This is a genomic window from Mucilaginibacter psychrotolerans (assembly GCF_004519315.1).
In the GTDB taxonomy this organism is placed as follows: Bacteria; Bacteroidota; Bacteroidia; order Sphingobacteriales; family Sphingobacteriaceae; genus Mucilaginibacter; species Mucilaginibacter psychrotolerans.
This window is the reverse complement of the sequence record NZ_SOZE01000019.1, coordinates 1-21,508: the sequence shown is the minus strand read 5'-3', so window position 1 is coordinate 21,508 and position 21,508 is coordinate 1. Positions and strand designations below refer to the sequence as shown.

The following is a 21,508-nucleotide window of genomic DNA, read 5'->3' as shown; positions in this document are numbered from 1 at the left end:
CCAAATTATCCATACGGTTTGGATTTAAGCTGCCAGTAAATTTTATTACCATGACACCACACAACCAAACAAATCTGCTCCAAAAAATCCTGAGAATACTTTTAGGTACGTTTATGGTACTGGCTGCTATTGGGCATGTTACCTTCCAGCGGGAGGCTTTCCAGGCGCAGGTACCTAACTGGCTACCCATGAATAAGGACCTGGTGGTGATCCTATCCGGCATTGTAGAACTGGCACTGGGCCTGAGCATGATTTTTTGGAAACAACAACGCATACGGGTTGGCCTGGTGCTGGCCATATTTTATGTATTGATCTTCCCCGGCAACATAGCGCAATACCTCAATCATACCTCGGCATTCGGGCTCGATACCGATAAAGCCAGGTTAACCCGGCTGTTTTTCCAACCCGTACTCATCCTATGGGCCCTCTGGAGTACCGGGGCGTTAGCGTATTTATTCAAACGTTCCAGGTAATTCAAATAAAAAATTTGACCTATCGAACGAGCGATAGCGAGGAGATATCTTGTTGTTGATGCAAAGTTCGCGACTATGCATGCCGGCCTTGCATGACCGCTTTGCACATCTAACAAGATTCCTCGTCGCTGCGCTTCCCTCGGAATGACATACTAAAAAACTTGACCTATCGAACGAGCGATAGCGAGGAGATATCTTGTTATTGATGTAATGCTCGCCACTATGCACATCTGCTTTGCATGACTGCTTTGCATGACTGCTTTGCACATCTAACAAGGTTCCTCGTCGCTTCGCTTCCCTCGGAATGACAAAGTGGTTAATGCTTCTTTCTGACTATATTCTGGATTGCTTATGTTCTAAAAGTATGCTATTTTGCAGAAAGGAATCTAAACCAAAAACGCAACATGTGGAATTATAATTTTTACGTGTACATAACCACAAATCGTGATAAAAGCGTACTATACGTTGGGGTCACTAATGATTTAACAAGAAGGCTTGACGAGCATCGCCATAATACAGACGCTAAATCTTCATTTACCGGAAAATACCATTGCTATTATTTAGTTTATTATGAACACTACACTCATATAGAACATGCAATAGAACGGGAGAAGCAAATAAAAAAGTGGCGAAGAGAAAAGAAAGATGCGCTCATAGCATCAACAAACCCCGAGTGGCGATTCCTGAATAAAGAAATCAACGACGATTAACAAAAATAAAAACTTGTCATATCGAACAAGCGATAGCGAGGAGATATCTTGTTGTTGATGCAACGGTCTACACTAAAAACTTGTCATATCGAACGAGCGATAGCGAGGAGATATCTTGTTGGTGATGCAAAGTTCGCGACTATGCATGACCGCTTTGCACAACTAACAAGATTCCTCGTCGCTGCGCTTCCCTCGGAATGACATACTAAAAAAATTGACCTATCGAACGAGCGATAGCGAGGAGATACCTTGTTGTTGATGCAAAGTTCGCGACTATGCATACCGGCCTTGCATGACCGCTTTGCACATCTAACAAGATTCCTCGTCGCTGCGCTTCCCTCGGAATGACATACTAAAAAAATTGTCATATCGAACGAGCGATAGCGAGGAGATATCTTGTTATTGATGCAAGGCTCACCACTATGCATGCCGGCCTTGCATGACCGCTTTGCACAACTAACAAGATTCCTCGTCGCTGCGCTTCCCTCGGAATGACATACTAAAAAAATTGTCATATCGAACGAGCGATAGCGAGGAGATACCTTGTTGTTGATGCAAAGTTCGCGACTATGCATACCGGCCTTGCATGACCGCTTTGCACATCTAACAAGATCCTTCGCTATCGCTCAGGATGACAAAGGGAAAAAATAAAAACTTGACCTATCGAACGAGCGATAGCGAGGAGATATCTTGTTGTTGATGCAAAGTTCGCGACTATGCATGCCCGCTGCCGTAAGCGTCCGCAGACTTGTGGCTCGCATGCAAAGTAGCCAATATTATGGGCGTTGCCTTCGGCCCGCGCTTTACGCTACAAATCCTCGCCCTTGCCGCCCCACATCCTCGCCCGCGGCTGTGGGTTTTCCGCTGCAATCGCTAACGCGAAGAAGGTGGAATGCGATTTTTTTTTAATCGCTGCCGCATCGCGTCCCCGCTTGTAGCCGGGTGATGCTTTTGAATGGGTGAAAAATGCGAAGTTAACCAGACATGCATGAACGCTACCTTGCCTACGGGCGGTTTTGTGATAATACCAACCGCAGGCTCAAGCTAAAGAAGCCGTTAATGAATTGGCATCTATTCCCTTATAAGGTCGCCAAACTAACATTTCCCAATCTATCCACTTTAAGCTTAATACAACAGTCTTTTATCATTTTCCCGTCGATAGATCTTTCCATTTTGTTCAATGCGGAAAACTCTACTTTATTTACAATCGGAGTGGCGATATCCTGCCTTATAAAAAAGCATCTGTTGGTTGTACAGCTAACCATTTTATATATTTTTTCACCCCTGTTTGTAAAACTTATAGCACCCTCAATATTACCGTCATCCTCAAAAGCGGGAATAAACACCAAATCATTTGGCGACAAATACATTAACAAATCATGCCCGGCCCCATTAATTTCCGGCACTGGAACAACCCCTTGCTTCTGCCGTTCAATAACGATATTTAGCGGAATCGTTTCATAGCTACGCTTGCCTTTAGGATCGGCATAAACTGCAAAAAAAAGATTTGTGCCTGTATCGGCTTCAACCCATTTATGCTTTGTAGTATGTTTTTGCCCAACGACAAACCGCCCTGTGCCACTTTCGGCAATTGGTAATTTATACACAGGCATTTCCCTTTTTTGGTTAAAGGTTTCAATTGCTTCGGCGCTAAATGCTTTGTCTATGTCGTTTTGATTGTCCTTTAAGTGAGTGAATAAATCCTGCTGAAGTTTGTAATCAGCAACCTTATTAATAAATTTAGTCACATCATCAATTGTTTTTAGGCCGCCCTGTCCTCGGTTTGACAATTTCGTTATCGGTTGACGCCTTCTAAATTTTTCTATGTTAATTTTAAAAGCGGTATCAAGAACGTCGTTACCGTGTCGATCTTTTATTGGATTAGATTTTATAAACTTTTGGGCATCTGATATTTTATTATTGAACTGGTTTAATATTTTTTTAACGACTTCTTTAATATTATCATCAATGATCAAATGGGCCTTCCCTAAACTTTCTGATAATTTCAAAACTTCAAATTCGTAATCTTTCTTTCCGTAAGGCATAGGCGTATGTAGTGATTTTCGAATTGCCCAGCTTTCCCCCTTTTCTTGTTTAAAAAGCACCTTTTTCCCATCTCGGAAAATACTATGCTGGTTTACCGTTTTATTAATTACACGCAGGTTTTGTTTAAAACTCACTACCACTCGCTGTAGTTTCTCTTTGGCATCCGGTACAAAAGTTGCCCAAGGCTGTTTAAATATCCACTCATAGTGCTCACTTGAGCCATCGTTGTACTTTTTATCACATAATTTTGCTTTCAGATCAAAACGCTCCTTTTTCTTTTCATCCGCCGACTTGTTTTTGTCCAATGCATGCCTGTTGTTCATGTAATTAATATGGCTGCGCGTAGCACAAGCAATTATCAACGCGTCCATAGCGTGATGGCGATGATCGATGCGTTTCTTTTGATACCCTTTTTGCAGTTCTAATGGTACAACCGGCAAATGCTTCTGATACCTCTCGTTATAAGCTGTGAAGTTTGTACTGTTAGTTATTTGATTCAACCTTTCAAAACGTGGCAACACTAATTCATTCCAAATGGCATCCATTCCCCAATCCTGCTTTAAATCAGATGTGATCTTACCGTTGCTTGCCAATACATTTTTTGAATTAGCACCATCGTCATCTTTTTCAGCACGAACAATGTTTGATAAGGCTTGCATGATAAACTTACTGATGTACCTCGTATCATTCAACTGCCGCTCAATCATTTTTTCAGGTACATCTAAGGCCATTAGATTATTTCTCTTCGAATAGCTTTTAGCGTAGTGTTGTTTTACAAAATCCGTGTACTCTACTTCAGTGAATATTCTTGCGGTCATACCCATCCCCAATTCAACAATTTGGCCATAATGATTACGGATAAATTCTAACCCGGTCTGATTGTCTTTTAATTTATTTACCGCTGCTTCGCAAATAACTTTATTATTAAAGCTATCGTCGTAATAGCGGCTTTGCGGAATGATATGCTCAATTTCATAAGCCGGCGTAAAAAGCTTATTCAGCGGAATGACAGCTCCGGTATATGGCGACCTGTACTTTTGATCCAGCCACATTTTATAGCGTTGTAATTGGGAATTTGTCGGCAGGGCGAGTTTGCTTATCTTTTCAATATCTTCCGGTATTTCAATACTACCATTCAAAACCGCGTCTTCGTATATTTTCAATATATCCTGTTGCATGGGCGAGTGAGGACGTACATTTTCTACACCATTATTTAGCAATTCCATCAACATGGCCTTTATACGCAAATTGGTATTCTCATTCTTTGTTATTTGCTCAGTAAGGCTTTTCCTTTTATCTGCCGGATTTTTCATTTCCCGCCCCAGTTCTATATGTATCTCGTCAAAAAAATTCTCCGCACCGTTTCCATAGCATTGCCATATATCCTTAACGGTTCTAAGCGTTTCGGTCATCACCTGCTCTACTATGGGGTTTTTTAAAGAATGTTGCCTAAAAGATTGCAGATATCCTTCAAGATCAGCAACAGTATTCCATTTGCCTGTTTCGCTTCGCTCTGAATGACGATCGTAAACCACATACTTTGCCAGCCATTCAGGCAAGCCCTGGTAATCATTTTCGTTCGTGAATGCTTGCTTCCCTATTTTCTCGCGAACTTTTTCTTTTATTTCTTCGTCAAATTCAGCGTTGATAAATTTCCCTATCCTATCTTTTGTTTTGGCATCAATGCTATCCCAGTCCCAATATTTTCCTATTCGCATTAACGGCAATAACTTTTTGATTGCTTTTTCTGAATATGAACCATAGTTAGCCGGGAACGGCGGGAATTTCTTGAACGCGTCATAAAAACTTTCGATATTGAGATTGTTTTTTGCAGCAAAAGACCGCAGTGCTTTTTCATACTCTATTTTATCAGTTACCGAGTAAATGATGTGCCACAGTTTTTCTTCCTTTTCTTTTGTCAAAAATCCCTGTGATATATCTGTTACTTTTGCCAAACGCCCCGCAATCTGTACATGCGTTTCATTGCATGGATAGCTTTTATCTTCCACATAGTTCCATCGATAAGTGCTTTCTTTTAGCTTAAAATGTTTAAGTAAAGCTTTCTGGTCGATTTCCTTTCGCTGGCTCAAAAAATCAAACAGCGCTTCTACACCTTCGGTTAACTGAAGGTTTTTCACTGTTTCGTCGATATCCTTCTCTTTATTAATGATACGCAGGTTACTTATCCATTGCCATAACCTAAATTCTTGATAAAGGGGATGTGATTTTGAAATGCACTTTAATGGCTCAGTTTTTTTAATGCCGTTTACCATAAAAGAGCGAGATTCCAAAGGGCAATTACTGATGGTGCCTTTCTGGCTGCGTAAAGGACGTTGATAGTATAAAATATCGTCAACAAAAAGATGCAAGAATCCTTTTCCAAGCAGGGTAGCCTGATGCTGCAAATTGTGCGGGTATAACTCTTCTACACATTTTTCATACATGTTATTATCCTGCAAACTTGTATTTAACTCAATTTGCTTTGCTAAAAGGCGTATTAATTCTTCCTTATAAAACTTCCTTTCAATCGTACGCACCAGTTTTCCTCTTATCTTCTGATCCGGTTTTTGTAAAAGTGCATCATATATAAATTCGCCAACAGTTTTATCTGACTTCTCTATTTCGCTCTCTGTCTTTTTCTTGAGTAATTTCCAGTCATCTTCTTTGGGAGAACGGAAACTCCTTTTCTCATTACCCTCCTTATCTTTTCTTACGCTGCCATCATCGTTCAAATCTGAAGTTACAATGAAATCGCGCACTTTACCTTTCCAATCAAACAATGGTTGTTTACTTTCCCTGCGGTAAATCCAGCCATTTTCTAAAATCAGGTTGTACCATATTTTGTCGCTGCCACGCTGCGGTTCGTCCGCAGTAACTTCAGCTATTCTTAGCGAATAGAATTCTTCCAGTTTGTTTGGTTTTTCTTCAGCTTCTTCGCCACGCAATTGGTAGTATCCCCGCTTTTGATTGAAGTGCAAAAGCAACCAGGCCAATTCTTCATTTTCTATCTTTTCTGTTAACGCTTTTTTCCGCAAATAGTAAACTGTCCAGTCATATGGTATTTTGGCATCGTCGCCTTTTCTGTTCTTCCGGTTTAGCAATTCGGGCTGATGGCTTTTAAAATCAGCCAACATTTCTTCAAACGATTTTTTAAAAATGAAAGCTCCGTTATCATCGTAAACAAATTTCGTTTCTGTTTCTGGCAAAAATTTACCTAAACGTTTGCTAAAGTCAATTTTGGCTGCGTAATGCTGCGGTAACAAACCAAGCACATTTATTACCCTGTGTAACCTTTCCCTGCGCAGCAAATGGCGCTCCCGTAATCTCCTAACGCTTCTTAGGCGGGTGCGTTCTTTAGTTTGAGAAACAGATACCCCTTTATCAAAATCGCCTAAAATATCCTGCGACATTGGGATGATACGGCTTCCCAAACCCAATATTTTTCCTTGTTTATTTTCAAAATCCTGCTGAATAAGCGCCCAGCCAATAGAATTTGTGCCAAGATCGAGGCCAAGAATTGTTTTCATTTGTGATTGGTTAAAATTAGGAAATGTAATATTAAAGTTTTTACTTTGGAATAATGAAAGCAAATCACAATAAGGATTATTCCGTTGTGAAAACATTTAAGGCGGGGGGCAACTCTCGTCTTTTTTTATGCAAGCGCCTTTTCGTCCTTATAGCCAAACAAGGTACAATTATTCCCCTCCCAAAAAATACCGTGTTTTCACCCCTTTTTTCTTGTTGCTCCCAGGCATATATTTGGTTAAGTAACTAAATACCAATTACAACCAATTTGGCGGCGCGGTATCCCCCAACCGCCCGTAGCCATTTGCCTATCACGATTAAACTGGGCCAGTATGATAAAACGCACGCTTCACTTTAGTAACCCGGCTTACCTAAGCTTAAAGGAAGGCCAGTTACTGATAGACCTTCCGCACCTGAAAGTGCTGGGCGAAAAAGAAAGTAAGAAATCGGTACCTATTGAGGATATAGGGATTGTTGTGCTGGATCATCAGCAAATTACCATTACCCACGGCTGCATAGCCGCGCTGTTGTATAACAATTCGGCCATTATCACCTGCGATCATACCCACCACCCCACCGGCATGATGCTGCCTATAGACGGGCACCATACTCAAAGCGAACGCTTTAGGCACCAGATAGATGCCTCGCAACCTTTAAAAAAGCAGCTTTGGCAGCAAACCATACAAACTAAAATATTAAACCAGGCCGCTGTACTGGCAGACAGGGGTGTTGCTTATGACAATATGCTGCATTGGGCAAAGTCCGTACGGTCTGGCGACCCTGATAATTACGAGGGGCGGGCAGCGGCTTACTATTGGAAAAATGTTTTCCCAAAAAAGGTAGCGTTCTTTCGGGGCCGGGAGGGCGACCCGCCTAACAACCTGCTGAATTACGGCTACGCCATATTGAGGGCCATAGTGGCACGCGGGCTGGTTTGCTCGGGCCTCATCCCCACTTTGGGCATCCACCACCGGAATAAATATAATGCTTATTGCCTGGCTGATGACATTATGGAGCCTTACCGCCCGTATGTAGATCTGATTGTTTTGCGGATAATTGATAACGGCGAGAATTTTTTAGAACTGGGTGCTTCCATCAAGTCGCAATTATTGGCTATTGCCACGGTAGACGTGCAGTTTGAAAAAAGCAGGAGCCCTTTAATGGTTGGGGTACAAAATACTACCGCTTCTTTAGCGCGGTGTTATGAAGGCAAAATAAGGAAGATTACGTACCCGATAATGAAAGACTTCAGCACTAAGCGTGGAATACTGTATAAAATTGATGAAGAGGGGCCTATAAGCTTAGTAGCCGAGGATGAGGGAGTTTATAATATGACAAGCAGTGAGGATGAAGACGAAGAATTACCTTTTTAATGGATGCGCTTAAATGAATACCGCATTTTGTGGGTATTAGTATTTTTTGACCTGCCTACAGAAACCAAAAAGGACAGGCAGATCGCCAGCCGCTTTCGTAAGGATATTATGAAAGATGGCTTCGGCATGTTCCAATTTTCCATTTACCTGCGGCATTGCAGCAGCCGCGAAAACGCCGATGTACACATTAAACGCGTAAAAAAAATACTCCCGCCTAAAGGGCATGTAGGCATCATGACCATTACCGATAAGCAGTTTGGCATGATGGAATTATTTTATGGCAAGGAAGAAAAAGAGCTGCCCAACACACCGCAGCAATTGGAATTGTTTTAAAATTAAAAAACCGGAAGCCAAAGCAACCGGTTTTTTTAATCCTGGTTTTGAACGCAATGAACTGATATTTAGACAATTAATACAGGGTATGTTGTTCCAAATATCAGTTGTTCAAAGAATGAAAGCAAATCACAACACAAATCAGGTATAGCCCATGCTCGTAGAGGTTGTTCCAAATATCAGTTGTTCAAAGAATGAAAGCAAATCACAACGTAGATATCATCGCCCTGGCGCACACCCTCGTTGTTCCAAATATCAGTTGTTCAAAGAATGAAAGCAAATCACAACACCTTGGTAACGGCGTTGCTGCTGGTGATGTTGTTCCAAATATCAGTTGTTCAAAGAATGAAAGCAAATCACAACAACCTCATCATCGATAACGGCCTCGTTGCCGTTGTTCCAAATATCAGTTGTTCAAAGAATGAAAGCAAATCACAACACCGATTTACCGAGGATGAGCTACCGTTTGGTTGTTCCAAATATCAGTTGTTCAAAGAATGAAAGCAAATCACAACTCCCAATAATAGCGGCATTGCGGGAAAGCCGTTGTTCCAAATATCAGTTGTTCAAAGAATGAAAGCAAATCACAACACATTCTCGCTCACATCGGTAACGTGGTCTGTTGTTCCAAATATCAGTTGTTCAAAGAATGAAAGCAAATCACAACAATACGCCATAATGCGTTAAAGCCTCTGCTGTTGTTCCAAATATCAGTTGTTCAAAGAATGAAAGCAAATCACAACTATCTTACTACTATGGCAACACGAATTACAGTTGTTCCAAATATCAGTTGTTCAAAGAATGAAAGCAAATCACAACATTGAATGGGACCGCCCGGCGAAGTACGGCGTTGTTCCAAATATCAGTTGTTCAAAGAATGAAAGCAAATCACAACTTCATAAATCGGCTTATCCGTGAAAGTATCGTTGTTCCAAATATCAGTTGTTCAAAGAATGAAAGCAAATCACAACGGTAAACCACGCATCTAAATCGCATACACCGTTGTTCCAAATATCAGTTGTTCAAAGAATGAAAGCAAATCACAACTAGCGCGGGTAGCGGCGGCAAATAATTACAGTTGTTCCAAATATCAGTTGTTCAAAGAATGAAAGCAAATCACAACTAAGGACTTCGCGTAGTTGTTCTATTTTTTGTTGTTCCAAATATCAGTTGTTCAAAGAATGAAAGCAAATCACAACCACTTCCCATGGTCATTTTACCTGCATTTAGTTGTTCCAAATATCAGTTGTTCAAAGAATGAAAGCAAATCACAACTGTACCATAAACTGCAATGTTCCTTTCAGCGTTGTTCCAAATATCAGTTGTTCAAAGAATGAAAGCAAATCACAACATGTCGCAGTCTAGGTCTATTTCGAATGTGGTTGTTCCAAATATCAGTTGTTCAAAGAATGAAAGCAAATCACAACTGCTGTTACTTCGCTTATACTTCCATTACCGTTGTTCCAAATATCAGTTGTTCAAAGAATGAAAGCAAATCACAACAATATGGTTCTGCCCCTTTATACTTAATTGTTGTTCCAAATATCAGTTGTTCAAAGAATGAAAGCAAATCACAACGAGTATCGAGCGATACTTTAAGCTTTTCAGGTTGTTCCAAATATCAGTTGTTCAAAGAATGAAAGCAAATCACAACACTCCCGTGTTGATGTATGCGCCCATGAAGGTTGTTCCAAATATCAGTTGTTCAAAGAATGAAAGCAAATCACAACAACCTGCTTAACGAATGATATTACCTTCCCGTTGTTCCAAATATCAGTTGTTCAAAGAATGAAAGCAAATCACAACTCCACCTTTGATGCTTTCGTTGCGCCACTTGTTGTTCCAAATATCAGTTGTTCAAAGAATGAAAGCAAATCACAACAACGTGCCGGGCGGTGTATCTATACCAATAGTTGTTCCAAATATCAGTTGTTCAAAGAATGAAAGCAAATCACAACTAAATTGTATCTCTTTACATCGAAAGCAAATCGCAATAAGGATTATTCCGTTGTGAAAACATTTAAGGCGGGGGGAACTCTCGTCTTTTTTTATGCAGGCACATTTTCGTCCCTATAGCCAAACAAGGTACAATTATTTTCAAATCAAAAAATACCGTGTTTTCACCCCTTTTTTCCTGTTGCGCCCAAGTATATATTTGTGTAAGTAATTAAACGTCAATTACCGGCCTTTTGGTAGGTTGGTGAAGTCTCAAAACACCAGCCTATTGCTAAACCCATCACCATTTAAATGAGGCAATATGATAAAACGCACGCTTCACTTTAGTAACCCGGCTTACCTAAGTTTAAAGGAAGGCCAGTTGCTGATAGATCTCCCGCAACTGAAAGTGTTAGGCGAAATGGAAAGTAAAAAATCGGTACCGATTGAAGACACAGGCATCGTAGTGCTCAATCATCAGCAAATTACCATTACCCATGGCTGTATAGCCGCGCTGTTATATAACAATTCGGCCATTATTACTTGCAACCATACCCGCCACATCACTGGCATGATGCTGCCTATAGACGGGCACCATACTATATCTGCTTTGTTGCTATACGGCGAATCCGTTGTTTCAAATATCACTTGTTCAAAAAATGAAAGCAAATCACAACATCTGCATGGCCTGCTTTTTTGTGGCGATACGATGTGCAGCTAAGGGCCATTTGGTGACTGCTTCTAAAAAAACACTGGCAGGCCGCATGATGGAAGTGATTGAAGGAAAAATAGATGCCTTATTTAAACACATCGATATCAGCGATGCCTTCGGCCATTTGGCGCATTGAAATACAGTGGTTTTATTCTTTATACCATAGCGAGAACACGGGGGGAATTTAGGTGGGTTAGCCACGCCGGTATTGCCTGTTTAGACTAACGGTTTAATGAGAGATTCGATTTCTCCCTCCGGGCAGGTGATTATTGTGATAAGGTTTATGTTGAAGTACCCGACAGGCGAGGGTGAGGAGGCTTTTTGAAAAGAAAATTAACAACTACCATATGAAAAAATTATCTATCATCCTACTACTGGCCATGCTGGCCGGTTGCTATGACGACCAGGTACCGCACTGCGCACGCTGCGATCGCCGGTACGCCGTCAACCGCCCGGGGCGCGATACTAGCTATATAGTGTGCGATAAAACTTATGACGAGTTCCGCGCCTTTGAGGCCCGCGAAAACAACGCGCACCCCGGATCAGAAACCGATTGCCGGTTTAGGGATACCACAAAGAAGAATTAAGAACCCGCGAAATACAGGTTGATTAGTGGTAGCGGAGCTGTAGAGCGACGCGCTGACCTGTAGATAACAGGCACGTAGCTAAGCTTGTAGAAGGGGGGTGTAAGATCCTTCGCTATCGCTCAGGATGGCAAAGGGGGAAAATACCGTTTAGATTATATCTGCGTCAACAAATCCATCATCTCTATAAGAGAGATGGCATAAACGCCTTTGCTTAACAGGAATTTTTCACCGCCCGGATAAACCACAAAACGATGCGTTGCCGCTATATCCTCGCACGCCAGGTAAAAGCCCTTGGATACTGTTGGGGTTAACGAACGTTTTATTTCTATGGCGAATTTGTTGGTGTTGCTTTTCTCTACTACCAAATCAATTTCGGCACCGGCCGATGTACGATAAAACCAGTAGGTTACGCCCTGCGGCAGGCATGAGATGATATTCTCTATTACAAAACCCTCCCAGCTGGCACCAATTACGGGATGGCTCAGCACCTCGTCTAATGTTTTCAGGTTGAGCAGGGCATGCACCAGCCCGCTATCGCGGATGTAAACCTTTGGCGCTTTCACCAGGCGCTTGCCAACATTACCGAACCATGGGCGGATAGAGCGGATGAGCAATAGATCTTCCAATAGCTCGATATACCGTTTTACGGTAGGGCCCGACAAATCGAGGTTAGCCCCAAGCTGGGCAATATTAAGTTGGCCGCCGTGGTTATGTGCCAGCATCGTCCACAGCCTTCTTAGTGTAACCGAAGGTATCCTCGGCCCGAATTGAGGCACATCGCGTTCCAGGTAAGTGGTGATGAAATTCAACCGCCAGCGTAAACTCGCATCATCGCTATTTGCCAACAGGCTGTCCGGGAAACCTCCGCGCAACCATAATTGGTGTTGCGGAATGGTTGTTGCTAAAAGCTCTTTTACGTTTATCCCGGCAAGGTTTATATAAGCAATGCGCCCAGCTAGCGTTTCAGATTGCTTTAAAAGTTCGAGCGATGCAGAACCTAATATCACAAACTGGGCCTTTTTTAAACCATCCTTTCGCCGCCTGTCGATTACTCCCCGCAATATCCCGAACAATTCAGGCACCCGCTGTACTTCATCCAGTATAATCAACTTGCCTTTATGCCGTTCAAAATAATCTTCCGGCTCGCTTAACTTGGCCAGGTCGGCCGGGCTTTCTAAATCTAAATAGAGCGACGAATCAAAATTAAGCGCAATATGCTCCGCCAGGGTAGCTTTACCAATTTGGCGCGGGCCCAATAAGCCCACGGCAGGAAACTCCTGCATCAATAATGCTATTTCGACTTCTGCAAATCTTGTCATCATCCTTGCAATCATAACATTAAATATTCAATTTGCAAGGACAATTTCACTGGCGGAAACCGTCCGGCAGAACCATCAGTCATTTTTTTTTGATATTTCGGGCGGGTTTTATACTAAAAATATTAGCTTTTCATTTATCTTTGAAAAAAAGCTTTGAATGATGCAGCAGCTCAAGTCGAAAATATTTCTGCGGGATGAGGCGAAAGCCTGGCTTAACCGGCATAACGGTGGCAGTGAGGTAATCAGGGTAGTGCCATCTTATGCACCTGTTGGGCACCAGTGTTACGAACTATATACCGCTTATGATCAAACCGGCGAAAACCTGGGCAGGGTTTTATTTGATTCGGATGGTTATTGGATATACGATGGCGACGACCTAAATGTTATTGAGCAGGAACAGGTAGCGAAATTCATTATCAACTATGTGGAGGTGCTATGAAAAAGAATATCAATTACCGGTTAACCGAAACAGAAAAGCAAACGCTGAAAGCCCAAAAAATCAGCCAAAAGATGTTACAGGATCATGCTCCGGATGAAGTTGCTGTACTACTGAATGCATCGCCGCATCGCGCCAAAGAATTACAAGCGCTTGCGGAGTTTCAAAGTATCCCCTCGTTGGGCATCAATTTCGCAGAAGAACTTATCGGCCAGGGGTATTATTCCTTAGCCCAGCTTAAAGGGAAAGACGCGGTAGAACTCTTTGATGCCTTTGAAAATCATTGTGGTACCTGGGCCGACCCCTGTGTGGAAGATTCCTACAGACTGCTGGTGCATTACATCGAAACCCGTGACGATAGCAAACGCTGGTGGCATTTTACAGCCGAACGTAAGGCCTACCGCGAACAACATGGCTTTGCTGCCAACCGGCCGCAAAAGCCTTGGTACGAAGATGAAAAATACCCCAAAATGAATGCCTATAAAAGGGATTAGGCTATCAAACAGATCAATTAGCGGCGGACTTTAATAAAACTTGTCCTATCGAACGAGCGATAGCGAGGAGATATCTTGTTGTTGAGGCAAAGCCCGCCGCTATGCATGCCCGCTTTGCGCATCTATTTTCCAAATTTCTATAAAACAAAATCTGCACAAAACTGGCTGGTATTGGCGGGGGTTCAGGTGGTCTGTCACCAAGACAAACCAGGACGGTATTACACTGTGTAAAGTTTTCCGGGTATGTATTATGGTGTGGATAGGTTTTGTAACTTAGTCATATCAAAACCGATATCATGAACCCCAAAGTAGATTTTTATTTCGCCAAGCCCGGCAAATGGCAGCAGGAGATTGCCTTACTCAGGCGTATCGCACTGGATTGCGGATTGGAGGAAGAGTTAAAGTGGGGATGCCCCTGCTATACCTACAAGCAAAGTAATATTGTATTGATACATGTATTTAAAGAATATTGCGCTTACCTGTTCTTCAAAGGTGCGTTATTGAATGATGCGAATGGCATCCTTATCCAACAGACTGAGAATGTGCAGGCCGCACGGCAGATAAGGTTTACGGGTACTACGGCAATAGCCGAGCTCGAACCGGCATTAAAAGCTTACATCCACGAAGCCATAGAAGTGGAACAAGCCGACTTGAAGGTAGAGTTGAAAAAGACAAAGGAATTTGAAATGGCAGAAGAATTTCAGCTTAAATTAGAGGAACTTCCTGCCCTTAAAACCGCCTTTGAGGCACTAACGCCCGGTAGGCAACGTGGCTACCTACTGCATATTGCGCAGCCTAAGCAAGCCAAAACACGTGAGGCAAGGGTGGAGAAATGCATACCCCGGATACTGGCAGGCAAAGGGCTAGACGACTAACAATTACCGCAAAAAAGCCAGCGACGGGTTTGCGCAAACGGCAGGAAGATTGGAGGCTTATTTAACTAATATTTAACTGTAACCATTCCTATCTGTTCGCATTCTGCATATACAGGAACCCAGCCAAGGCAATCAAAGCCAAACCCAATAATATCGCCAGCGTAATCTTGATAGCGCTTAGCGGCCGTTCGCCAATAACTTCGCCAGTGCTGGCGTTTACGGTAAACTGGTAAACTTTATTGTTGTAATTGTAAGCACTCACCCACACCGGTAGCATAATGTATTTGATGGCCTTGTTTTGGTAATCGGTGTCCCTGTTGTCGATGCGCTGCTCATCGCCGCCAATATCATCGCGAATAGCCGATTCAATTTCCGAAACGGTCTGTTCCTGGGCTTTTAGCAAACCCAGTTCCGGGCTCAGCTGGTAGGTTTCTGATCGGAAACCGCTGGTATAACGCTCATCAAACCGGGCCAGCATCTGCAGTTTCCAGGGCGTAAGTTTGTTCAGTGTTTTCTCCGGGAGCGATTTACTGGCGGCCACCAAAAGGTCGCGGAAGCTGCATTCAACCGTACCCGAAGCATACGACCAGCGGGTGTGCCTCACCTGCCGGGTACGGGTTTGGGTTTTGCCGTCCACCGTTTCGGTGTAAGTTTCGGTGGTGTAGTAATAGTCGCCGCGCTCGCCGGTATAATCGGTTACAGTATCGGTATCGTAGGCCCAATAAGGCAGGTACACGCCATTTAAAGTTGATGTGCTACCCCCGGCCTTTTGCGCCAGATCGTTAGGTGACCACCACAATCCCTTAAGCCATTTCCTAAAAAACTCTACGCCTTCCTTTTGGCTAACCTCGAAGGGTAAAATATAATGCGGCGGCAAATATTCCTTGCCTGCCTGCAGGTTCAACACTAATGGCGCTGTGCAAAAAGGGCATTTGTCGGCTGTTACCGATGCATCAAGCACCGTTTGCGAGCCGCAGTTCTTGCAGTCGACTACCTTGATGTCGTCGATTTGCTTATTAACATCGATGCCTGCAACAAATTCATCATAGTCAACAGGCTCAATCACATCATTGTCCCCCGCATCGGCTATGGTATTACTTTCGCCGCAATAACTGCATTTAAGGGTACGTGTGCCGGGTACAAAGTGCAACAGGGCTCCGCATCCCCCGCATTTTAATGATTTGCTGATGCTATCGGCCGGCTTTGCTGGTCCGCTCATTTATTAATGGTTTTAGGGTGATACTTAAGGTAATGGTGGCGGTTCGTTGTCAAAGAAACCGGCAAGTTCGGCAACGGTGCCTGCGGCGGCCCATCCGGCCATACCTTTCTTCCAAACCACAGTATCTTTAGTAATGGCTTTGGATGCCACCATCGCGCCGATATTTGCGAGGCTGTGCGGCCCGTCAGATTTACCGTCAATAGCAATATGGTATTGCGTAGATGGCAATGGCGGCGGTCCATCCGCCCCGGATGGGTTGTTGCCATCGAAGTTGCCGGGCTTAAAAACGTTGCCTACCTGGCCCATCATAGCAGCGCCTACGCCCAAGCCCATGCCTGCGGCGCCAAGGTTGCCGCCTATGGTATTCTCTGCGGCTTTCTCCATAGCGTTTGCTGCCTGGAACTGCGCATAAGCACCAAGGTTGCCCAATATGCCCATCGAGCTGCGTTTATCAAGCACCTCTTCTACCTCGGGTGGTAATGAGATATTCTCCACCAGTATTTTGGTAAGGTTAAGGCCAAGCTCGGCAAAATCGGGCTGTATGGTTTGGGCTATTAGCTGGCCCATCTCGTTGTAGCTGGCAGCAAGGTCTAATACCGGTATTTTTGATTGGGCTACTGCATCCATGCCCCGCGACACGATGGTATTACGTAATTGCTCTTCAATATACTCTATCACAAAATCGGGGTTGGTTGCCGATACCTCGGTAAGGAAAACCTTCGGATCCTGAACCTTAAAGTTAAACGAACCAAAAGCTCGCAGCCTTACGGGGCCAAACTCAGCATCGCGCAGCATAACCGGGTTTTTGGTGCCCCATTTCTGGTTTACAAACTGGCGCATGCTCACAAAATATACATCGGCTTTAAACGGACTGTTAAAACCGTACTTCCAGCTTTGCAGGGTGGTGAGTATGGGCATATTTTCGGTATGCAGTTCGTACATGCCGGGCAAAAACACGTCGGCAATGCGGCCCTCGTTCATAAAGACGGCAGCCTGCGATTCGCGCACGGTAAGCTTCGCACCCATTTTTATGGCGTTATCGTTGCGCGGAAACTTCCATACCAACGTATCCTGGGTGGTATCTACCCACTCTATTACATCTATCAACTCGTTGAGCAGTTTGCTGAATAGGCCCATATGTTTTTTAGGTTTATTTGAAAATCTAAATATGCAAAAAAACGATAGGAGAAGTATAAGTCTGGGTAAAAATTTGCGCCAACGAGCTATATCGGTTGTTGAAGCCATCTTTCCATAAATCAGTACGCCGTCAAACCATACAGCACGAACGTTGTTTATCTACAAAAAAAATCAAATGAATAATTTCTTTAGGGGGCTTATCGCCGCATGGGGCGCAAAAAAACTGGGAGGCGGGTGCTTCTCTACCATTATCATATTCATCATTATTTGGGTGCTATTAGGCAAATGCAACCAACAATCGCAAGCCGGTGTGCAGCCCGTCCGTACAAAAGTTGCGCATAGCCAATAATAGCTTGTCACGAGGTAACAGCCTGTCGATATCAATCCTTTACGCGTTTTTTTAACATTGCTAAGAACTAAAAGGCTCATCGGTGCGTTGTCTAAAAAAAACAATACCATGAAAAATCCATTCAAAAAACACGATAACAGCAAATTACTGGTAGCCGGCCTAACTTTAGGGGCAATTTTTGCAGGTGCAATTACTTACCTGTATATCAAACGCAAAACCGATATAGACGCGGCGGCCGCGGAACTGAAAGAACATGCCAAAGATTACCTGAAAAGGCAGGAGAAAAAAGCCAGAAAATTAAAAACGGATGTGAGCGAACTGGCCGGGATAGTTAACCACTAATCTCCATCAGGGGCTAACATCTCTCCTCTTGGCGCTATCCAAAAGTTATTGAAGCCCAGGCCAATTTGTATATCGATCATTTCCTGCTGCAGCATTTCCAGCACGGCTAAAAAGTTGTAAACAAAGTGTACTTTGTTTTCGCTGCCGGCGGCAATGCTGCCAAAGTCTAGCCGTTTGTTTATCTGCAGCAGGTTTTGTATCGCCTGTTTTTGCTTTTCTATGGTGTAGGGGTATTGCACCACCGTGTGTGTAACGGTTTCGGTGCGGGTGAGGTATTGCTTCATCAGGCGGTTATAAACCACCATTAGCTTATACAGGTTAAGTTCAGATAGTTCTTCGCCGGGTAGGGAAACTTTCTCTACCTGTTCCAGATCCTGCTTAATGTTGCCTCGCTTTTCCTGTTTAAAACGCTCATCTTCATAAGGGCGTATCTCTTCGCAAAGCTCTTTAAATTTCTTGTATTCAATAAGCTTGCGTATCAAGCCTTCTTTGGTATCCAGTTCGTTCTCTTCCTCGCCGCTATTATAGCGGGGTAGCAACATTTTAGCTTTGATGCGCATAAGGGTGGCGGCTATAAATATAAATTCGCTCGCCAGTTCCATGTTCAGCACCGTCATGTGGTGAATGTATTGCAGGAAATCGTCGGTAATTTTAGCAATAGGGATATCGTGTATATCCAGTTCGTCGCGCTCTATAAAAAACAAGAGCAAATCGAACGGTCCCTCAAACTGGGGAAGCCTTATCGCGAAGCTATCATCGGTCATAAGTTCAAAAATACAGTTAAAACGCGGTAAACAATTATAAATGTTTTTCGCAAACTATTATTTACCTTTATACTATTCTAATTTTATCGCATAATATCGCTTACTTTGTAAGTTAAATACTTCTAAAGAATGTCCATGCAGGTACCCGCCGGTGATTTGTTAAAAAGGATTATCAATCCATCTGATTTAAAGCAATTTAAGGAAGACGAACTTAAACAGGTGTGCGATGAGCTGCGCCACTATATTATCGATGTAGTATCGGTAAACGGGGGGCACTTTGCTGCCAGTTTGGGTACGGTAGAGCTCACCGTTGCCCTGCAATATGTATTAAACACCCCATACGATCAACTGGTTTGGGACGTAGGTCACCAGGCATATGGCCATAAGATACTCACCGGCCGCCGCGAGCAATTCCACACCAACCGTTTGTACCATGGCATTAGCGGTTTCCCAAAACGCAGCGAAAGCGTTTACGATACCTTTGGCGTTGGGCACTCTTCTACCTCTATTTCGGCAGCATTGGGTATGGCGGTAGCTTCACAATACAAAGGCGAAACCGACAGGCAGCACGTGGCCGTAATAGGCGATGGTGCTATGACAGCCGGGCTTGCCTTTGAGGCGCTAAACCATGCAGGTATAGAAAACAGCAACTTGCTGGTGATACTGAACGATAATAACATGGCGATTGACCCCAACGTGGGCGCGCTGAAAGAATATCTTACCGATATTACTACCTCTAAACCCTACAACAGGTTTAGGGACGATATAGCGACCGTGCTTTCCAAGTTATCGGCCATTGGCCCGGATGCATTTAAAATTGCCAAGAAGATTGAGAAAAGCATCAAAGGCACCTTGCTCAAACGCAGCAACTTCTTCGAGGCGCTCAAGTTCCGCTATTTCGGCCCTATCGACGGTCACGATGTGGAGCATTTGGTAAAAGTACTTAAAGATCTGCGCGATATTCCCGGACCTAAGCTATTACATTGCATTACTGTAAAGGGTAAAGGCTATGCTCTGGCCGAAAAAGACCAAACCAAATGGCACGCACCGGGCTTGTTTGATAAGATAACCGGCGAAATAAAAAAGACAAAATACGATAAGCCGCAACCGCCTAAATATCAGGATGTGTTTGGCCATACCATAATAGAACTGGCCGAGGCAAACCCGAAGATAATGGGCATCACCCCGGCTATGCCATCGGGCAGTTCTCTTAACCTGATGATGAAGGCCATGCCTAACCGTGCGTTTGACGTAGGTATTGCCGAGCAGCACGCGGTTACGTTTTCTGCCGGATTGGCTACTCAAGGCCTGGTGCCTTTCTGCAACATCTACAGCAGCTTTATGCAGCGCGCTTACGATCAGGTGATACATGACGTAGCGATACAAAAACTCAATGTAATATTCTGCCTGGATCGTGCAGGTATTGCAGGTGCCGATGGGCCAACCCATCATGGCGCTTACGACCTTGCCTACATGCGTTGCATCCCCAATATGACTGTATCTGCGCCCATGAACGAGGAGGAACTGCGCAACCTGATGTACACCGCACAGCAGGAAAATATGGGGCCTTTTAGTATCCGCTACCCGCGTGGTAACGGCGTGATGGTAGACTGGCGCAAACCATTCAAAGCTATCCCTGTTGGCAAGGGCCGCAAAATATCTGATGGCGAGGATGTAGCAATCGTGTCCATAGGCACCATTGGCAACGAAGTGGTGAAAGCTACCACCCGGCTAAACGAATTAGGTTATTACCCTGCGCATTACGACCTCCGTTTCGTAAAGCCGCTTGATGCAGCCATGCTACACGAGGTTTTCAGAAAGTTCCGCTGTGTAATTACGGTGGAAGATGGCTGTATAGAAGGCGGAATGGGCACGGCGCTGTTAGAGTTTATGGCCGATAATAATTACCAGGCCACCCAAGTTATCCGCCTGGGTATCCCCGATAGGTATATCGAACACGGCGAACAGCCCGAACTTTGGGCCGAATGCGGTTACGATGCCGCAGCCATTGTTACCAAAGTACAAAGCCTGGATATCAAATGCAATAAACATACGATAGCTTCGTAAAAAAGCTGTAAAATGGATATTTTAGCAAAAAAGCGATTGGAGTTACCAATCGCTTTTTGTGTATACGTGACTCTACTACTTTAAATATTCGGGCAGTTTTAACTTGCTGAGGGTTTCCCTTGCTTCTTCTACTTTCTTCAAAACAAAGGGGTCGTTCGCATGACTCTTAATATTAGGATCAATCGTCATTTTGCCGTATCCTTTTTCTGCTTTTGTCTTTTTTGCTGCTGGCATCCTAACTCCTTTCATTTATATCAAATATATTGGTTTATTTTCTCTTAATCAAAAAAGCATCATAGTTAACGTTGATTTGAAACGCGTACACTTGATCCCCTATTATACCAAGCACCTCAAAATCAGTACAAATTTCGTGATATAACCGACCAATGCTGATTTGATATAGCCTTGTCCGGGATGGCGTGCTTCCTCTGGCGTAAATGAGATGATTACCATAATAGTCACAAAAATTGCTAATTGTCTTCGCGACAGTGGCCAGAACAATATCCCTATCATTGTTATCAGTTACAACCTTATCGTTAACACCTCCGTTGACCGAACATTCATCACCAAAAGCCAAATTATAAATTGTAGGATAGTCTTGGATTTTAGAGTATATAACAATCTTTTTTATCCTTCCCTTAGGCCCTTCGCTGTAAAACGAAAAGTCCTGGAAATTATCGCCGACCTTATAACCTGAGTTCGATTAATCAAAAGGCGGCCATCTGATTAGAATAGGTCGATTGATAAGAGATGGACGGTTTTTTAGGAAAAAATGAGTATGCGATTAATCCAGCCACGATATTAGCGATAAA

The 21,508-nt window shown here is 43.5% G+C and carries 18 protein-coding genes, 2 pseudogenes and 1 CRISPR repeat array; of the genes and pseudogenes, 12 read left to right on the top strand and 8 right to left on the bottom strand.

What is annotated here, in order from left to right; genetic code table 11:
- Nucleotides 1–50 precede the first annotated feature (50 nt).
- Entirely contained in the window at nucleotides 51–473 is a 423-nt protein-coding gene (locus tag E2R66_RS17605) for a DoxX family protein (protein WP_133232932.1), read from the top strand.
- A gap of 404 nt (nucleotides 474–877) precedes the next feature.
- Nucleotides 878–1,183, top strand: coding sequence for a GIY-YIG nuclease family protein (locus E2R66_RS17600; RefSeq protein WP_133232930.1), 306 nt, complete (start codon nucleotides 878–880; stop codon nucleotides 1,181–1,183).
- A gap of 1,079 nt (nucleotides 1,184–2,262) precedes the next feature.
- Here E2R66_RS17600 and cas9 read toward each other — a convergent pair.
- Nucleotides 2,263–6,756: a type II CRISPR RNA-guided endonuclease Cas9 gene (gene cas9, locus E2R66_RS17595; RefSeq protein WP_133232928.1), complete on the bottom strand. Its 4,494-nt coding sequence runs from the start codon at nucleotides 6,754–6,756 to the stop codon at nucleotides 2,263–2,265.
- 330 nt (nucleotides 6,757–7,086) lie between these two features.
- Here cas9 and cas1 point away from each other — a divergent pair, with 330 nt between their 5' ends.
- The 4 genes from cas1 (at nucleotide 7,087) to E2R66_RS17575 (ending at nucleotide 11,694) form a co-directional block, all read left to right on the top strand.
- Entirely contained in the window at nucleotides 7,087–8,127 is a 1,041-nt protein-coding gene (gene cas1 / locus E2R66_RS17590) for a type II CRISPR-associated endonuclease Cas1 (protein WP_240049341.1), read from the top strand.
- Between the two features lie 3 nt (nucleotides 8,128–8,130).
- Nucleotides 8,131–8,460, top strand: a complete 330-nt coding sequence (gene cas2, locus E2R66_RS17585) for a CRISPR-associated endonuclease Cas2 (protein ID WP_133232926.1) — start codon at nucleotides 8,131–8,133, stop codon at nucleotides 8,458–8,460.
- A gap of 90 nt (nucleotides 8,461–8,550) precedes the next feature.
- Nucleotides 8,551–10,418: direct repeats of the CRISPR family, unit length 46 nt; unit sequence GTTGTTCCAAATATCAGTTGTTCAAAGAATGAAAGCAAATCACAAC.
- Nucleotides 10,419–10,717: 299 nt separating this feature from the next.
- Complete coding sequence (locus E2R66_RS17580) at nucleotides 10,718–11,116, top strand: CRISPR-associated endonuclease Cas1 (protein WP_192901993.1); 399 nt, start codon at nucleotides 10,718–10,720, stop codon at nucleotides 11,114–11,116.
- Nucleotides 11,117–11,454: 338 nt separating this feature from the next.
- On the top strand, nucleotides 11,455–11,694 hold the full coding sequence (locus E2R66_RS17575; RefSeq protein WP_133232922.1) for a hypothetical protein: 240 nt from the start codon (nucleotides 11,455–11,457) through the stop codon (nucleotides 11,692–11,694).
- Nucleotides 11,695–11,846: 152 nt separating this feature from the next.
- Here E2R66_RS17575 and E2R66_RS17570 read toward each other — a convergent pair whose 3' ends face one another.
- Complete coding sequence (locus E2R66_RS17570) at nucleotides 11,847–13,016, bottom strand: ATP-binding protein (RefSeq protein ID WP_133232920.1); 1,170 nt, start codon at nucleotides 13,014–13,016, stop codon at nucleotides 11,847–11,849.
- Between the two features lie 154 nt (nucleotides 13,017–13,170).
- Here E2R66_RS17570 and E2R66_RS17565 point away from each other — a divergent pair, with 154 nt between their 5' ends.
- From E2R66_RS17565 to E2R66_RS17555, 3 genes are all read left to right on the top strand, one after another.
- Nucleotides 13,171–13,452, top strand: coding sequence for an SNARE-associated domain-containing protein (locus tag E2R66_RS17565; RefSeq protein WP_133232918.1), 282 nt, complete (start codon nucleotides 13,171–13,173; stop codon nucleotides 13,450–13,452).
- Nucleotides 13,449–13,943 carry a helix-hairpin-helix domain-containing protein gene (locus E2R66_RS17560; RefSeq protein ID WP_133232916.1) on the top strand — a complete coding sequence of 165 codons (495 nt, stop codon included), beginning with the start codon at nucleotides 13,449–13,451 and terminating at the stop codon, nucleotides 13,941–13,943. Before E2R66_RS17565 ends, E2R66_RS17560 begins: the two co-directional genes overlap by 4 nt.
- A gap of 296 nt (nucleotides 13,944–14,239) precedes the next feature.
- Nucleotides 14,240–14,818, top strand: coding sequence for a YdeI/OmpD-associated family protein (locus E2R66_RS17555; protein WP_133232914.1), 579 nt, complete (start codon nucleotides 14,240–14,242; stop codon nucleotides 14,816–14,818).
- 88 nt (nucleotides 14,819–14,906) lie between these two features.
- Here the strand turns inward: E2R66_RS17555 and E2R66_RS17550 are convergent, their stop codons facing one another.
- Both E2R66_RS17550 and E2R66_RS17545 read right to left on the bottom strand, forming a co-directional pair.
- Nucleotides 14,907–16,037, bottom strand: coding sequence for a zinc finger domain-containing protein (locus tag E2R66_RS17550; RefSeq protein WP_133232912.1), 1,131 nt, complete (start codon nucleotides 16,035–16,037; stop codon nucleotides 14,907–14,909).
- 24 nt (nucleotides 16,038–16,061) lie between these two features.
- Nucleotides 16,062–17,174 carry an SPFH domain-containing protein gene (locus E2R66_RS17545; protein WP_133232910.1) on the bottom strand — a complete coding sequence of 371 codons (1,113 nt, stop codon included), beginning with the start codon at nucleotides 17,172–17,174 and terminating at the stop codon, nucleotides 16,062–16,064.
- A gap of 175 nt (nucleotides 17,175–17,349) precedes the next feature.
- On the opposite strand from E2R66_RS17545, the gene E2R66_RS28700 reads away from it, so the two are divergent.
- Both E2R66_RS28700 and E2R66_RS17540 read left to right on the top strand, forming a co-directional pair.
- Nucleotides 17,350–17,523 carry a hypothetical protein gene (locus tag E2R66_RS28700; RefSeq protein WP_192901992.1) on the top strand — a complete coding sequence of 58 codons (174 nt, stop codon included), beginning with the start codon at nucleotides 17,350–17,352 and terminating at the stop codon, nucleotides 17,521–17,523.
- A 108-nt stretch (nucleotides 17,524–17,631) separates the two neighbouring features.
- Nucleotides 17,632–17,865 carry a hypothetical protein gene (locus E2R66_RS17540; protein ID WP_133232908.1) on the top strand — a complete coding sequence of 78 codons (234 nt, stop codon included), beginning with the start codon at nucleotides 17,632–17,634 and terminating at the stop codon, nucleotides 17,863–17,865.
- On the opposite strand, the gene E2R66_RS17535 is transcribed toward E2R66_RS17540, so the two are convergent.
- Entirely contained in the window at nucleotides 17,862–18,629 is a 768-nt protein-coding gene (locus E2R66_RS17535) for a segregation and condensation protein A (RefSeq protein ID WP_133232906.1), read from the bottom strand. The two genes, E2R66_RS17540 and E2R66_RS17535, sit on opposite strands and share 4 nt — an antisense overlap.
- Nucleotides 18,630–18,764: 135 nt before the next feature.
- On the opposite strand from E2R66_RS17535, the gene dxs reads away from it, so the two are divergent.
- Nucleotides 18,765–20,696 carry a 1-deoxy-D-xylulose-5-phosphate synthase gene (gene dxs, locus E2R66_RS17530; protein WP_133233107.1) on the top strand — a complete coding sequence of 644 codons (1,932 nt, stop codon included), beginning with the start codon at nucleotides 18,765–18,767 and terminating at the stop codon, nucleotides 20,694–20,696.
- Nucleotides 20,697–20,771: 75 nt separating this feature from the next.
- Here dxs and E2R66_RS28695 read toward each other — a convergent pair whose 3' ends face one another.
- From E2R66_RS28695 to E2R66_RS29390, 3 genes and pseudogenes are all read right to left on the bottom strand, one after another.
- Nucleotides 20,772–20,945 carry a hypothetical protein gene (locus E2R66_RS28695; protein WP_192901991.1) on the bottom strand — a complete coding sequence of 58 codons (174 nt, stop codon included), beginning with the start codon at nucleotides 20,943–20,945 and terminating at the stop codon, nucleotides 20,772–20,774.
- Nucleotides 20,946–20,964: 19 nt separating this feature from the next.
- Nucleotides 20,965–21,372: pseudogene (locus E2R66_RS29305) on the bottom strand (DUF6934 family protein); the annotation flags it as partial.
- Nucleotides 21,373–21,403: 31 nt separating this feature from the next.
- A pseudogene (locus E2R66_RS29390) lies at nucleotides 21,404–21,508 on the bottom strand (IS982 family transposase); the annotation flags it as partial.